The 14,824-nt window shown below is 54.5% G+C and carries 12 protein-coding genes; 5 read left to right on the top strand and 7 right to left on the bottom strand.

The window, feature by feature from the left end; translation table 11 throughout:
- Nucleotides 1-60: 60 nt before the first annotated feature.
- The 5 genes from ihfB to serC all read right to left on the bottom strand — a co-directional run bounded on the left by ihfB (nucleotide 61) and on the right by serC (nucleotide 5,559).
- A complete protein-coding gene (gene ihfB, locus B4M48_RS07170) occupies nucleotides 61-345 on the bottom strand; it encodes an integration host factor subunit beta (RefSeq protein WP_010618275.1) in 285 nt (94 codons plus the stop codon).
- Nucleotides 346-433: 88 nt separating this feature from the next.
- Nucleotides 434-2,107, bottom strand: coding sequence for a 30S ribosomal protein S1 (rpsA, locus tag B4M48_RS07165; RefSeq protein WP_052246478.1), 1,674 nt, complete (start codon nucleotides 2,105-2,107; stop codon nucleotides 434-436).
- Nucleotides 2,108-2,228: 121 nt separating this feature from the next.
- Nucleotides 2,229-2,909: a (d)CMP kinase gene (gene cmk, locus B4M48_RS07160; protein ID WP_071668700.1), complete on the bottom strand. Its 681-nt coding sequence runs from the start codon at nucleotides 2,907-2,909 to the stop codon at nucleotides 2,229-2,231.
- A 198-nt stretch (nucleotides 2,910-3,107) separates the two neighbouring features.
- Complete coding sequence (gene aroA, locus B4M48_RS07155; protein ID WP_288656321.1) at nucleotides 3,108-4,394, bottom strand: 3-phosphoshikimate 1-carboxyvinyltransferase; 1,287 nt, start codon at nucleotides 4,392-4,394, stop codon at nucleotides 3,108-3,110.
- Between the two features lie 79 nt (nucleotides 4,395-4,473).
- Nucleotides 4,474-5,559 carry a 3-phosphoserine/phosphohydroxythreonine transaminase gene (serC, locus tag B4M48_RS07150; protein WP_288656319.1) on the bottom strand — a complete coding sequence of 362 codons (1,086 nt, stop codon included), beginning with the start codon at nucleotides 5,557-5,559 and terminating at the stop codon, nucleotides 4,474-4,476.
- A 312-nt stretch (nucleotides 5,560-5,871) separates the two neighbouring features.
- Between serC and ycaO the strand changes: the two genes are divergently transcribed.
- The 4 genes from ycaO (at nucleotide 5,872) to pflA (ending at nucleotide 11,984) form a co-directional block, all read left to right on the top strand.
- Nucleotides 5,872-7,635, top strand: a complete 1,764-nt coding sequence (ycaO, locus tag B4M48_RS07145) for a 30S ribosomal protein S12 methylthiotransferase accessory factor YcaO (RefSeq protein WP_071668698.1) — start codon at nucleotides 5,872-5,874, stop codon at nucleotides 7,633-7,635.
- A 256-nt stretch (nucleotides 7,636-7,891) separates the two neighbouring features.
- Complete coding sequence (focA, locus tag B4M48_RS07140; protein WP_288656316.1) at nucleotides 7,892-8,752, top strand: formate transporter FocA; 861 nt, start codon at nucleotides 7,892-7,894, stop codon at nucleotides 8,750-8,752.
- A 61-nt stretch (nucleotides 8,753-8,813) separates the two neighbouring features.
- The gene (gene pflB / locus B4M48_RS07135; RefSeq protein ID WP_288656313.1) at nucleotides 8,814-11,096 is read left to right on the top strand and encodes a formate C-acetyltransferase; all 2,283 of its coding nucleotides are present in this window, start codon (nucleotides 8,814-8,816) and stop codon (nucleotides 11,094-11,096) included.
- Nucleotides 11,097-11,243: 147 nt separating this feature from the next.
- On the top strand, nucleotides 11,244-11,984 hold the full coding sequence (pflA, locus tag B4M48_RS07130) for a pyruvate formate lyase 1-activating protein (RefSeq protein WP_288656310.1): 741 nt from the start codon (nucleotides 11,244-11,246) through the stop codon (nucleotides 11,982-11,984).
- A gap of 39 nt (nucleotides 11,985-12,023) precedes the next feature.
- On the opposite strand, the gene B4M48_RS07125 is transcribed toward pflA, so the two are convergent.
- A complete protein-coding gene (locus B4M48_RS07125; protein WP_039383545.1) occupies nucleotides 12,024-13,175 on the bottom strand; it encodes an MFS transporter in 1,152 nt (383 codons plus the stop codon).
- 13 nt (nucleotides 13,176-13,188) lie between these two features.
- On the opposite strand from B4M48_RS07125, the gene B4M48_RS07120 reads away from it, so the two are divergent.
- Nucleotides 13,189-13,335 carry a hypothetical protein gene (locus B4M48_RS07120; protein WP_158249855.1) on the top strand — a complete coding sequence of 49 codons (147 nt, stop codon included), beginning with the start codon at nucleotides 13,189-13,191 and terminating at the stop codon, nucleotides 13,333-13,335.
- Nucleotides 13,336-13,493: 158 nt separating this feature from the next.
- On the opposite strand, the gene serS is transcribed toward B4M48_RS07120, so the two are convergent.
- Complete coding sequence (gene serS, locus B4M48_RS07115) at nucleotides 13,494-14,786, bottom strand: serine--tRNA ligase (RefSeq protein WP_039383543.1); 1,293 nt, start codon at nucleotides 14,784-14,786, stop codon at nucleotides 13,494-13,496.
- Nucleotides 14,787-14,824: the final 38 nt, after the last annotated feature.

Genomic DNA, 14,824 nt, shown 5'->3' with positions numbered 1-14,824 from the left:
ACAGAGTGGCAGCAAAAAAAAACGACACCCGGAGGTGTCGCTTTATGGTTCGGTAACGGCTTAGCCGTAGATATTTGCACGGTCACGCAGTTCTTTGCCTGGTTTAAAGTGGGGAACGTATTTACCTTCCAGTTCCACTTTGTCACCCGTTTTCGGGTTACGACCAGTGCGCGGTGCGCGGTAGTGCAAAGAAAAGCTGCCGAATCCCCGGATTTCGATGCGCTCACCCTGTGCCAGCGTAGTGGCCATGTGCTCGAGCATCTCTTTGACCGCATCCTCAACGACTTTCGCCGGAATATGAGTATGCTGGCCAGCAAGTCTTTCAATCAGTTCTGACTTGGTCATGAATCCTCCGGTTAATCCCTGTTTGGAAAGGTATGACAGCTTTTACCGAAACCGGACGATATGACTATCGTCCGGTGCTTCGGGTCGATTACTCGCCTTTAGCCGCTTTGAACGCTTCAGCCATTGCGTTAGAGAAGTTGCTCTCATCCTGTTTGGTGTTAACAGTGTTGATAGCTTCTTTCTCGTCAGCCTGGTCTTTTGCACGTACAGACAGGCTCACAACGCGGTTCTTACGGTCAACGCCGGTGAATTTAGCTTCAACGTCGTCGCCTACGCTCAGAACCTGAGTCGCGTCTTCGATGCGATCCAGTGAAGCTTCAGAAGCGCGCAGGTAACCCTCTACGCCATCAGCTAATTCTACTGTAGCACCTTTCGCGTCAACTGCAGTGACTTTACCCGTCACGATAGCGCCTTTCTTGTTCAGGGTGATGTAGTTGTTGAATGGATCTTCAGCCAACTGCTTCACGCCCAGAGAGATGCGCTCGCGCTCTGCATCAACCTGCAGTACAACGGCAGCGATTTCGTCGCCTTTCTTGTACTCGCGTACGGCTTCTTCGCCGGTTGCGTTCCAGGAGATGTCAGACAGGTGAACCAGACCGTCGATGCCACCGTCCAGGCCGATGAAGATACCGAAGTCAGTGATTGACTTGATTTTACCTTCAACGCGATCGCCTTTGTTGTGGGTCTCTGCGAACTGCTGCCATGGGTTAGATTTGCACTGCTTCAGACCCAGGGAGATACGACGACGCTCTTCGTCGATGTCCAGAACCATAACTTCAACAACATCGCCCACGTTAACAACTTTAGATGGGTGAATGTTCTTGTTGGTCCAGTCCATTTCAGAAACGTGTACCAGACCTTCAACGCCCTCTTCGATTTCTACGAAGCAGCCGTAATCAGTCAGGTTGGTTACACGACCGGTCAGGCGGGTGCCTTCCGGATAGCGCTTAGCGATAGCAACCCATGGATCTTCGCCCAGCTGTTTCAGGCCCAGAGATACGCGGGTACGCTCGCGGTCGAACTTCAGCACTTTAACAGTGATTTCGTCGCCCACGTTGACAATTTCGCTTGGATGCTTAACGCGTTTCCATGCCATGTCGGTGATGTGCAGCAGGCCGTCAACGCCGCCCAGGTCAACGAATGCGCCGTAGTCAGTGAGGTTCTTAACGATACCTTTGACTTCCATGCCTTCCTGCAGGTTTTCCAGCAGCTGATCGCGCTCAGCGCTGTTTTCAGATTCGATAACGGCACGACGTGAAACCACGACGTTGTTACGTTTCTGATCAAGCTTGATTACTTTGAATTCAAGCTCTTTGCCTTCCAGATGCAGAGTATCGCGAACCGGACGCACGTCAACCAGTGAACCTGGCAGGAACGCACGAATACCGTTCAGCTCAACTGTGAAGCCACCTTTAACTTTGCCGTTGATAACACCGGTAACAGTTTCAGCGTCTTCGTAAGCTTTTTCCAGCGTGATCCAAGCTTCATGACGTTTAGCTTTCTCACGGGACAGCAGGGTTTCACCGAAGCCGTCTTCTACTGCGTCCAGAGCAACGTCAACTTCGTCGCCCACCTGGATTTCCAGTTCGCCAGCTGCGTTCTTGAACTGCTCTGCAGGAATTGCAGATTCAGATTTCAGACCCGCATCAACCAGCACGACGTCTTTGTCGATAGAGACAACAACGCCACGAACAATGGAACCCGGACGGGTTTCGATTTCTTTCAGGGACTCTTCAAAGAGTTGAGCAAAAGATTCAGTCATATTGATAATCTTAGGATTCTTCAATTTAACGTCCACCTGACGTCACTGTCGGATGGGGTTGTTTCACATGCCCTGCACCGGTTCCGTGGTACAGGGTTACAGCAATTCTGTCACCGAAAGATTATACACCCAGTTTCTGCCGGGCGTAATCAAGCGCCTGCTCAATCACCTGCTCAATCGACATGCTGGTTGAATCCAGCACCAGAGCATCAGCGGCAGGCACTAAAGGGGCGATAGCGCGATTACGATCGCGGTCGTCGCGTTCCTTTATCTCGGATAAAAGGCGCTCAAAGTTAACATCAATGCCGCTTTTCTGCAACTGCAGCATACGTCGCTGAGCACGTTCTTCCGGGCTGGCATCAAGGAAAATCTTCACTGGCGCATCGGGGAAAACCACCGTGCCCATATCACGCCCGTCGGCAATCAGGCCAGGTTCTTCACGGAAAGCGCGCTGGCGACGCAGCAGCGCTTCGCGCACGCGCGGAAAGGCTGCAACGCGTGAGGCGGTGTTGCTTACCTCCTGCGTGCGGATCGCGCTGGTCACATCCTCACCTTCCAGCACCACCTGCATCTCGCCGTCAGCCGAAAGAAAACGCACGTCAAGATGAGCGGCAATAGGTACCAGCGCCTCTTCAGATTCAATATCTACCTGGTGATGCAGCGCGGCGAGCGCCAGCACGCGGTAGATCGCGCCAGAATCGAGCAGGTGCCACTGCAATGACTCTGCCATCGCTTTGCATAATGTCCCTTTGCCTGCGCCGCTTGGGCCATCGATAGTAATTACCGGGGCGATTACCGTCATTGTTCTCTCCTGTTACAGCCTGCTTATTAACAGTCTCTTAGACTATCTGAATTGCGCAGTAGTATACGCTGCCTGCGGCCGGTTGGTTACCCCCGCACACCGACAGCGGTGACAGTTTGCGCTTTTTCAGATGAATTTCTGTGCAGAAAGACCAGCGGAGTACAAAGCGATCCGGCGCCAGCGCGCCGGATCGGGCTATCAGGAGGCGTGGCTGACTTTTGCCAGCTGCTGGAAATAGTCCGGAAACGTTTTGGCCGTGCAGCCGGGATCGAGAATTGTTACCGGCGTATCGGACAGCGCGACCAGCGAAAAGCACATCGCCATACGGTGATCGTTATAGGTGCCGATATCCGCATGCCGGAGCTGCGCAGGTGGTATAATCCGGATAAAATCGTGGCCCTCTTCGACTTCTGCACCCACTTTACGCAGCTCAGTTGCCATCGCCGCCAGCCGATCGGTTTCTTTCACGCGCCAGTTGTAAATATTACGCATCAGCGTTGTGCCCTGCGCAAACAGCGCCGTCGTCGCGATAGTCATCGCAGCATCCGGAATGTGGTTCATATCCATGTCGATGGCGTTCAGTTCCCCACGCGTACAGGCGATATAGTCATCCCCCCACTCGATAACCGCACCCATGCTTTCCAGCACGTCAGCAAAGCGAATATCGCCCTGTACGCTGTTGCGGCCAATGCCGGTAACCCGAACGGTGCCGCCACGAATGGCTGCTGCGGCGAGAAAATAGGAGGCTGAAGAGGCGTCACCTTCCACCAGATAATCGCCCGGTGACTGGTACTGCTGCTGGCCTTTCACAATAAAGCGCTGATAATTCTGGTTTTCAACCTCTACGCCAAAGCAGCGCATCAGATGCAGCGTGATATCAATATACGGTTTAGAGACCAGCTCGCCTTTGATCGTGATACAGGTATCCTGCTGCGCCAGCGGTGCCGTCATCAGCAGCGCAGTCAGGAACTGGCTGGAGACGCTGCCGTCTACGCTGACGTCGCCGCCACTGAATCCACCGTTCAGGCGCAGCGGTGGGTAATCACTCTGTTCCAGATAATCAATTCTGGCACCGCCCTGACGTAGCGCATCGACCAGGTGACCGATAGGACGCTCTTTCATGCGCGGCTCACCGGTTAATACCACGTCGTGATCGCCCAGGCAGAGTGCAGCAGCCAGTGGACGCATAGCGGTACCCGCGTTGCCGAGAAACAGCTCCAGCGGCTGTTGCGCATGAAGGGCGCCACCGTTGCCTGTGACTTCGCATACGGTGCGGTCAGGAGAAAGCGTGTAGCTGACGCCCAGCGCCTGCAGCGCAGTAAGCATGTGCTTTACATCATCGCTATCCAGCAGGTTAGTCAGACGCGTTGTGCCGTTAGCCAGCGCGGCCAGCAGCAGTGCACGGTTTGAAACGCTTTTTGAACCCGGCAGGTTGACCGTGCCGTCGATGCGGGCAATCGGTTGAAGAGTGAGGGAGTCCTGCATGTGAAACGAAATCTCCAAAAATACGAAACCCCGTCTGGTGACGGGGCCTGATACCAGACAAGCTGGCGTGAAACACAGATTAGCCGTGGCGACGCTCGAACTCTGTCATAAATTCAGTCAGCGCCTTAACGCCTTCCAGCGGCATGGCATTGTAGATAGACGCGCGCATACCGCCTACGACACGATGGCCCTTCAGCGCATGCAGGCCTGCTTTCAGCGACTCTTCCAGGAACAGTGCATCAAGTGAGGCATCCGCCAGCTGGAACGGCACATTCATACGCGAGCGGTTTGCGCTGGCAACCTCATTACGATAAAAACTGCTGTTATCAATGGTGCCATAGATCAGTTCAGCCTTTGCCTGATTCAGCTTATCCATCTCACCAATCCCGCCCTGCTCCTTCAGCCATTTAAAGACCAGACCAGAAAGATACCAGGCGAAGGTGGGCGGCGTGTTAAACATTGAGTCGTTTTCTGCCAGCACGCTGTAGTCAAGAATGGAAGGAACATGGCGCTGTGCTTTGCCCAGTAGATCCTCACGTACCACCACCAGCGTCAGTCCTGCCGGACCAATATTTTTCTGCGCACCGGCATAAATTACGCCATAGCGGCTGACGTCGATCGGCCGGGAAAGAATGGTAGAAGAGAGATCGGCAACCACAATTTTGTCGCCAAAATCGGGCTCTTCATCAATCGCCAGACCATCAATGGTTTCGTTAGGGCAGAAATGCACGTAAGCAGCACTGTCGCTCAGCTGCCAGTCGCGCATCGGCAGCAGCGCGCGCTTGCCGTCCAGCGTGGTTTTGATGTCGATCGCGTTTGGCGTGCAATATTTTTCTGCTTCTTTAATTGCACTGTGTGCCCAGTAGCCGCCATCGATATAATCAGCAGTGGTCGCTTCACCCAGCAGGTTACCCGGGACAGCCGCAAACTGCGCGCGGGCGCCACCGTGACAGAATAAAACTTTGTAGTTGGCCGGGATTTTAAGCAGATCGCGAAAATCCTGTTCCGCCGCTTCCGCCACGGCCATAAACTCTTTACTGCGGTGGCTAATCTCCATCACTGACGTGCCTAAACCATGCCAGTTGGTCAGCTCCTGCTCTGCGCGACGAAGTACTTCCACCGGCAGCATTGCCGGGCCGGAGCTAAAATTGTAAACCTGCGTCATGTCCCCTCACCACTCTCAGCTTGAACGGTTATGAATCTCTCCCCGGTTTTATCATTGCCTCCGGGCGGCTGCAATCATTTATCCGGCCGCGATCACATTTCTGGCGCCCGCTCCGCCGCAGCTTATATTACAAATGTAACGCACTGCGGGATATTGTGAGGCGGGCTGCACCAGGCCTGCGCGGCAGCGGCCCGCTGCTGTCCGTACCGGCGTCATGCAGAGAGAAAATGCCGGCGATGATAGCGCCACTGCGGTAAAACCCGTATTATTGCGCGCTTTACGCCCACCTTATCGACTTGAGAGAGCGCCACTATGACGCAAACGTTTATTCCAGGAAAAGATGCTGCGCTGGAAGACTCCATCGCCCGTTTCCAGCAGAAGCTGCAGGATCTGGGTTTTAATATTGAAGAGGCTTCATGGCTGAATCCGGTTCCGCACGTCTGGTCCGTACATATTCGCGATCGCGATTGCCCGCTCTGCTTTACCAATGGCAAGGGCGCGAGTAAAAAAGCGGCGCTGGCTTCCGCGCTGGGTGAATATTTTGAGCGTCTCTCAACCAACTACTTTTTCGCAGACTTCTGGCTGGGCAAATCCATCGCGAATGGCGATTTTGTTCACTATCCCAATGAGAAGTGGTTTCCTCTGCCGGCTGATGAAAGCCTGCCTGAAGGCATTCTTGATGCGCGCCTGCGTAAGTTCTACGATCCGGACGACAGCCTGAGCGCCGCTGATTTAATCGATCTGCAGTCCGGTAATACAGAGCGCGGCATTTGCGGCCTGCCGTTTACGCGCCAGTCCGATCAGCAGACTGTTTATATCCCGATGAACATTATCGGCAACCTCTATGTCTCCAACGGCATGTCCGCAGGCAATACCGCTAATGAAGCGCGCGTACAGGGGCTGTCTGAGGTTTTTGAGCGTCATATTAAAAACCGTATTATCGCTGAATCTATCAGCCTGCCGGAAATTCCGGCTGAGGTGATGCAGCGTTATCCTGATGTCATTGAAGCTATCGGACGCCTGGAAGCAGAAGGCTTTCCTATCTTCGCTTATGACGCCTCTCTGGGTGGCAACTATCCGGTTATCTGCGTGGTGCTGTTCAATCCGGCCAATGGCACCTGCTTCGCCTCATTTGGTGCCCATCCTGACTTTGGTGTGGCGCTTGAGCGTACCGTTACCGAACTTCTGCAGGGTCGGGGTCTCAAGGATCTCGATGTCTTCACGCCACCGACTTTTGACGATGAAGAAGTGGCTGAACATGCCAACCTGGAGACGCACTTTATCGATTCCAGCGGCCTGATCTCCTGGGATATGTTTAAAGATGAGGCAGACTATCCGTTTGTGGACTGGAGCTTTGCCGGCACGACCCAGGAGGAGTTCGCTACGCTGATGGCGATCTTCGCTGCGGAAGATAAAGAAGTCTATATCGCAGATTACGAACATCTGGACGTGTATGCCTGCCGCATTATCGTACCGGGCATGTCTGATATCTATCCGGCTGAAGATCTGCTGCTGGCGAATAACAACATGGGTGCTTCACTGCGCGAAACCCTGCTGGCGCTGCCGGCCAGTGAGTGGCAGCCTGAGGAGTATCTGGCACTCATTGAACAGCTGGATGAAGAGGGTCATGACGACTTTACCCGCGTGCGTGAGCTGCTGGGCCTTGCCACCGGTAAAGATAATGGCTGGTACACGCTGCGTATCGGCGAGCTGAAAGCGATGCTGGCGCTGGCGGGAGGCGATCTCGATCAGGCGCTGATCTGGACGGAGTGGACCATGGAGTTCAACCAGTCTATTTTCAGCGCGGAGCGTGCTAATTACTACCGCTGCCTGCAGACGCTGCTGCTGCTGGCCATGGAAGACGAGCGTGAACCGGTGCAGTATCATCGTGCGTTTGTCCGGATGTATGGTCAGGCGGCAGTTGATGCCGCATCCGCTGCGCTGAGCGGTGAAGCGCCGTTTTATGGTCTGCAGGCCATTGATGAAGATCTCCATGCGCTGCCTGCCCATCAGGCGCTGCTGGCCACCTATGAAAAACTGCAGGCGGCAAAACGTCGCTACTGGTCCGCTGCATAACCGCCGCGCCAGGTGGTTTGCTGACTCATCTGAAACCGGTATGGCCAGGCGGTCATACCGGTTTTTTTAACCGTATGAAATGCTGATTAAAATAATAATGTAAAGTTTAAAATTATTTTTTTATAATATATTCATTAGCTTAAATGATTTTAACACTGCGTTCCTTCTCCTCTTCCGCTCAAAGATGATCCATATCAATTCCGCTGCTCACCCGCTTTGTTAGCATCTCCTCAGACCTGTTACGGAGAGCGTAAGCGTGAAAGTTGACAACCCCTTTAATGCTTTACTGCCTGCGGCAATGGCTAAAGTTGCTGAAGAAGCGGGTGTCTATAAAGCGACTAAACATCCCCTGACAACCTTTTTCCTTGCCATTACCGCCGGCGTCTTTATCTCAATCGCATTTGTGTTCTATATCACTGCAACCACCGGCAGCGCGCCGCTGCCCTGGGGCATAGCCAGGCTGATCGGGGGCATCTGCTTTTCACTGGGTCTGATGCTGGTAGTGGTATGCGGGGCCGATCTTTTTACCTCAACGGTGCTCATCGTCGTGGCTAAAGCCAGCGGGCGTATCAGCTGGCTGCAGCTGGCCCGTCACTGGCTCAATGTCTACATCGGTAATCTGTGCGGCGCGCTCTTTTTCGTCATGCTGATCTGGCTGGCGGGTGAGCATATGGTTGCCGGGGGGGCCTGGGGTCTTAATCTGCTGCAAACCGCCGATCACAAGATGCATCACAGTTTTATACAGGCCGTTGCGCTGGGTACGCTGGCCAATCTGCTGGTCTGCCTGGCCGTCTGGATGAGCTATTCCGGCCGCAGCCTGACTGACAAGATGATTGCCATGATTCTGCCGGTGGCGATGTTTGTTGGCAGCGGCTTCGAGCACAGCATCGCCAACATGTTTCTGATCCCGATGGCCATCCTGATCCGCGATTTTGCCGCACCGGAATTCTGGCAGCTCACCGGCGCCACTGCCGCTCAGTTTCCGGCACTCAATCTCAGCGACTTCGTTTTCAACAATCTGATCCCGGTTACGCTCGGCAATATTATTGGCGGTGGTGTGCTGGTTGGATTGACTTACTGGGTTATTTATCTGCGCGGCTCCGCGCCGGCAGCGTGATTGCGGCCGGGGGCAGCGATGCGTCCGGCAAGAAAGTCTCCTTACATAAGGCAGGTATATCATGTCCGAACTGAATGAAAAAATGGCAGCAGCCTGGAAAGGATTTAAGGCCGGCGAGTGGAAAACCCGCGTCAACGTACGCGACTTTATCCAGCTGAACTATACGCCGTATGAAGGCGATGAAGCATTTCTCGCGGGTGCCACCCCCGCCACAACAGCACTGTGGAACCGCGTGCTGGAAGGGATCAAAATTGAAAACCGCACGCATGCACCGGTGGACTTTGATACCGATCTGGCTTCAACCATTACCTCGCACGACGCAGGTTATATCGATAAATCTCTGGAAACCATCGTTGGGCTGCAGACTGAAGCACCGCTGAAACGCGCCATTATTCCCTTTGGCGGCATCAAAATGGTGGAAGGCTCTTGTAAGGTCTACGGTCGCGAACTCGATCCGGCGCTGAAAAAAATCTTTACGGATTACCGTAAAACCCATAACCAGGGGGTATTTGATGTCTATACGCCCGATATTCTGCGCTGCCGTAAATCAGGCGTCCTGACCGGCCTGCCTGACGCCTACGGCCGTGGTCGTATCATCGGCGATTACCGTCGCGTTGCGCTCTACGGCATTGACTATCTGATGCAGGACAAAGTGGCGCAGTTCACATCGCTGCAGCACGATATGGAAAACGGCGTGGATCTGGAAGCCACTATTCGCCTGCGCGAGGAGATCGCTGAACAGCATCGCGCGCTGGGCCAGATCAAAGCGATGGCGGCAAAATATGGTTGTGATATCTCGCTGCCGGCTACCACCGCACAGGAAGCGGTACAGTGGACCTACTTTGGTTATCTGGCGGCAGTAAAATCGCAAAACGGTGCCGCCATGTCGTTTGGCCGCGTGTCTACTTTCCTCGATATCTATATTGAACGTGATATGCAGGCTGGCAGGCTCACCGAAGTGCAGGCGCAGGAGCTGATAGACCATCTGGTCATGAAGCTGCGCATGGTGCGTTTCCTGCGCACGCCGGAATATGATGAGCTCTTCTCAGGCGACCCTATCTGGGCGACCGAATCACTCGCTGGTATGGGCGTTGACGGGCGCACCCTGGTGACCAAAAATACGTTCCGCTTCCTGAACACGCTGTACACCATGGGTCCCTCTCCTGAACCCAATATGACCATTCTCTGGTCCGAGAAGCTGCCGCTCAACTTTAAGAAATATGCGGCTAAAGTCTCCATCGATACCTCGTCGCTGCAGTATGAAAATGACGATCTGATGCGTCCTGACTTTGATAATGACGACTACGCTATCGCCTGCTGCGTCAGCCCGATGATTGTCGGCAAGCAGATGCAGTTCTTTGGCGCACGCGCCAACCTGGCTAAAACGCTGCTGTACGCTATCAATGGCGGGGTTGATGAAAAACTCAAAATGCAGGTCGGACCGAAAGAAGCGCCGATTACTGATGAAGTACTCGACTTTGACACGGTCATGGCGCGTATGGATCACTTTATGGACTGGCTGGCGAAGCAGTATGTCACCGCGCTGAACATTATCCACTTCATGCATGATAAATACAGCTATGAAGCTGCGCTGATGGCGCTGCACGATCGCGACGTTTATCGCACCATGGCGTGTGGTATTGCCGGGCTGTCAGTGGCAGCGGACTCCCTCTCCGCCATCAAATATGCACGGGTAAAACCGGTGCGTGATGCGGATGGGCTGGCCACCGACTTTGAGATTGAGGGCGACTATCCGCAATTTGGCAATAACGACCCGCGCGTAGACGATCTGGCCTGCGACCTGGTAGAGCGGTTTATGAAGAAAATTCAGCGGCTGCAGACCTATCGCAATGCCGTGCCGACCCAGTCCGTGCTGACCATTACCTCAAATGTGGTATACGGTAAAAAAACCGGTAATACCCCGGATGGCCGCCGCGCCGGCGCGCCGTTTGGTCCGGGGGCTAACCCGATGCACGGACGCGATCAAAAAGGTGCCGTGGCTTCGCTGACCTCGGTGGCTAAACTGCCGTTTGCCTATGCAAAAGATGGTATCTCCTACACCTTCTCTATCGTGCCCAACGCGCTCGGCAAAAATGATGAGGTACGAAAATCGAACCTGGCGGGCCTGATGGATGGCTATTTTCATCATGAAGCGGCGCTGGAAGGCGGTCAGCATCTGAATGTTAACGTCATGAATCGCGATATGCTGCTGGACGCAATGGCGCATCCGGAAAATTACCCGCAGCTCACCATACGCGTTTCAGGTTATGCGGTACGGTTTAACTCGCTGACCCGGGAGCAGCAGCAGGATGTGATCACCCGGACCTTCACTGCCTCACTCTGATGATAAACAGGGCTCCCTGACAGGAGCCCTGCTTCAGAGTCCGTTTTGCCAGCGTGCTGACGCGGGAACGCTGGCAAAACGGACTTCCCTGCTGAGCACAACAGAGATTGTGCTGCCTGAAACAGGCCAAACCGGAGAACCATCGCTATGTCTGCTGTCGGTCGCATTCACTCTATTGAATCCTGCGGGACCGTTGACGGTCCTGGCATCCGTTTTATCACCTTTTTTCAGGGCTGCCTGATGCGCTGCCTCTACTGCCATAATCGCGATACCTGGGATACTCACGCGGGTAAAACAGCGACGGTTGAAGAGCTGATGCGGGATGTGATCGCCTGTCGTCATTATATGAACGCGTCAGGCGGTGGTGTGACCGCCTCCGGCGGAGAAGCGATCCTGCAGGCTGAATTTGTGCGCGACTGGTTCCGCGCCTGTAAGCAGGCGGGCATTCACACCTGCCTTGATACCAACGGCTTTGTGCGGCGCTACGATCCGGTAATCGATGAGCTGCTGGAGGTTACCGACTTAGTGATGCTCGATCTGAAACAGATTAACGATGAGATCCATGAAATTCTGGTCGGCGTTTCCAATCACCGCACGCTCGATTTTGCCCGCTACCTGCAGAAGAAAAACAAACGCACCTGGATCCGCTACGTGGTTGTGCCGGGCTATTCAGATGATGACGACTCTGCACACCGCCTCGGCAGGTTTACCGCTGACATGCAGAATGTGAAAAAAATAGAGCTGCTTCCCTATCACGAGCTGGGCAAGCATAAATGGGAGGCTATGGGGGAAACGTACCAGCTGGCTGGCGTCAGGCCACCAGCCAGAGAGACGATGGAGCGGATTAAAGCGATTCTGGCAGGCTACGGGCACAGCGTGATGTACTAAAACCCGCGCGCGCGACCTGCTCTCTGATGTTTACACCTGTCAGGCGTGCGCCACCGGCGTCGCATGATGATCGGCTTTGCGCAGCAGCATGACCAGATAGACCAGTGCCACCGCAGCAATCATCACAAACAGCAGCTGGTCAGAGTAACGCTGCATCAGCATTGAAGTCATTGCCGGCCCCACCAGGCTGCCCACGGTATAGCTGAACAGCAGCGCCTGATTCATCGCCACCAGCTCATGGTGCGCAACGGTTTCACAGGCCCATGACATAGCTACCGGATAGAGCGTAAAGCCTGCCAGCCCCAGCACAAACAGCGCCGGCGCCATCGCCGTATCGCCCAGCATCGCCACGGCGCCGAGGATCACGACAAACACCTGCACGCGCAGGACCATCAGGCGTCCAAAGCGATCGGCCAGACGCCCGACGGGCCACTGTCCGATAATACCGGAGCTCACCAGCAGCGCCATCCAGTAGCCTACTGAGGCGTCACTCATACCGCGATGCGACAGATAGAGCGGCATCAGTCCATAGAGCGAGCCCAGCACAATGCCGGAGATGATGCAGCCATTGATGCCCAGACGTGAACTGCGGCGGCGCAGCATGCTCCAGATACGCGTAGTGGACGCCTCTTCGCTCTCTCCGGCCGTGCTCACCTGCACAAAAAGCAGTGGCAGCATAGCGCAGACAATCAGTGCCGTGACCCAGGGGATCACGTGCAGCAGTTCAGTGGACACGCTGCTGACCAGCAGCTGCCCGGCTACCGTACCGAGATAATAGACAATCATATAGGCAGCCAGCAGCTGACCGCGGTTACGCACCGTACCGCTGCAGAGCAGAGCGCTTTCAACCACTACCCAGATCAGCGCGCAGCCCACGCCGGCGCTGAAGCGCAGCAGCGTCCAGCTGGAGAAGCCTTCCAGCAGCACCATTCCCATTGTCGCCAGGGCAAACAGCACGCTGGCAAAATAGAAGCAGCGATTAAAGCCGTAGCGCGCAATCAGCCAGCCAGCCAGCAGCGTGCCTGCCAGATTACCGGTGTAATAGGCGGAACTCGCCATCCCTACCTGCCAGGTAGGCAGCTGCTCATGGGCAAGCCAGAGCGGCACCAGCGTATTAAGCACAGCGATAGAAACCGTCATCAGCATTAAGCCGCAGAGCAGCAGCAGGACGGGGCGCGACCAGGTAAGCATAAGGATAAAACCAATGGAAAGAAGCGAGAATTGCGCGCAGTTTGCCACTGGAAAATGGAAAGTCAACGAACAGAAAAACAGCACCGCACAATTTGCTGCTGAACAATTTATTTTTTTTATCTTCAGGAGGTTAGAAGCATCATCGCCAGAGCAGAATTAAAATCTATCGCTATGAATTTGCAGATTTTTAGCGCTTAACCGCTGCTTCTCTTCGATAACGTTTATTTGTGATAGCTTTGCCGCAAAATCGGATTGCTGCGCACGGCATCGCCCATAAAAAAACCCGGCCAGAGCCGGGTTCTTTTAATCAGCGGACAATCAGCCGATATACTCCAGACCGCCCATATAAGGACGCAGTACGTCCGGTATGGCAATGCGACCATCTGCCTGCTGATAGTTTTCCAGAACCGCGACCAGCGTACGCCCCACCGCCAGACCCGATCCGTTCAGCGTGTGCAGCAGACGCGGCTTTTTATCGCTCTTGCTGCGGCAGCGTGCCTGCATACGACGCGCCTGGAAATCCCACATGTTGGAGCAGGAAGAGATTTCACGATAGGTATCCTGCGCCGGCAGCCAGACTTCGAGATCGTAGGTTTTAACCGCGCCAAAGCCCATATCGCCGGTGCAGAGCAGCACTTTACGGTATGGCAGATTAAGCAGCTGCAGCACTTTCTCCGCATGACCGGTCAGCGCTTCCAGCGCATCCATAGAGGTTTCTGGCGCCACAATCTGCACCATTTCCACTTTATCAAACTGATGCATACGGATCAGCCCGCGCGTGTCGCGGCCGTATGAACCCGCTTCAGAGCGGAAACAGGGCGTGTGTGCGGTCAGCCTGATCGGCAAACTCTCTTCTTCAACGATTTCATCACGCACCAGATTGGTCAGCGGCACTTCCGCGGTAGGGATCAGCGCATAGTTGCTGCTACCCGCTTCTTCACCCAGCGGTTTGGTGTGAAACAGATCTTCGCCAAATTTTGGCAGCTGCCCGGTGCCATACAGCGTATCGTGGTTAACCAGATACGGCACATAGGTTTCCAGGTAGCCATGTTCCTGCGTGTGCAGATCGATCATAAACTGGCTCAGAGCGCGATGCAGACGCGCAATCTGGCCCTGCATGACGATAAAGCGAGAGCCGGTCAGTTTAACAGCGGCGGCAAAATCGAGCCCCCTGACAGATTCACCCAGCTCTACGTGATCTTTTACCGGGAAATCAAACTGGCGCGGCTCGCCCCAGCGGCTGATTTCCAGATTCTCACTGTCATCTTTACCCAGAGGAACGTCATCAGCTGGCAGATTGGGCAGCGCCAGCGCAAAATCGCGGATCTCATTTTGCAGCACATCCAGTTCCGCTTTTGCCGCATCCAGACGTTCACCCAGCGTATTCACTTCCTGACGCAGCGGCTCGATATCTTCCCCACGGGCTTTTGCCTGGCCGATGGATTTGGATCGGGCATTACGCTCAGCCTGCAGATTTTCGGTTTCGACCTGCAGTACTTTGCGGCGCTCTTCTAAGGAGCGCAGCGTATCCACATCCAGTTTAAATCCCCGGCGTGCCAGTTTTTCTGCGACTGCGTCTGGCTCGTTACGCAGCAGATTGGGATCGAGCATGCTTATCCTGTGTAATAAAAGGTTGATTGAAAAATGAG

The organism is Pantoea sp. UBA6567 (assembly GCF_002434165.1).
Lineage (GTDB): Bacteria > Pseudomonadota > Gammaproteobacteria > Enterobacterales > Enterobacteriaceae > Pantoea > Pantoea eucrina.
The sequence above is the reverse complement of the archived record's forward strand: the minus strand, read 5'-3'. Positions and strand labels throughout refer to the sequence as shown.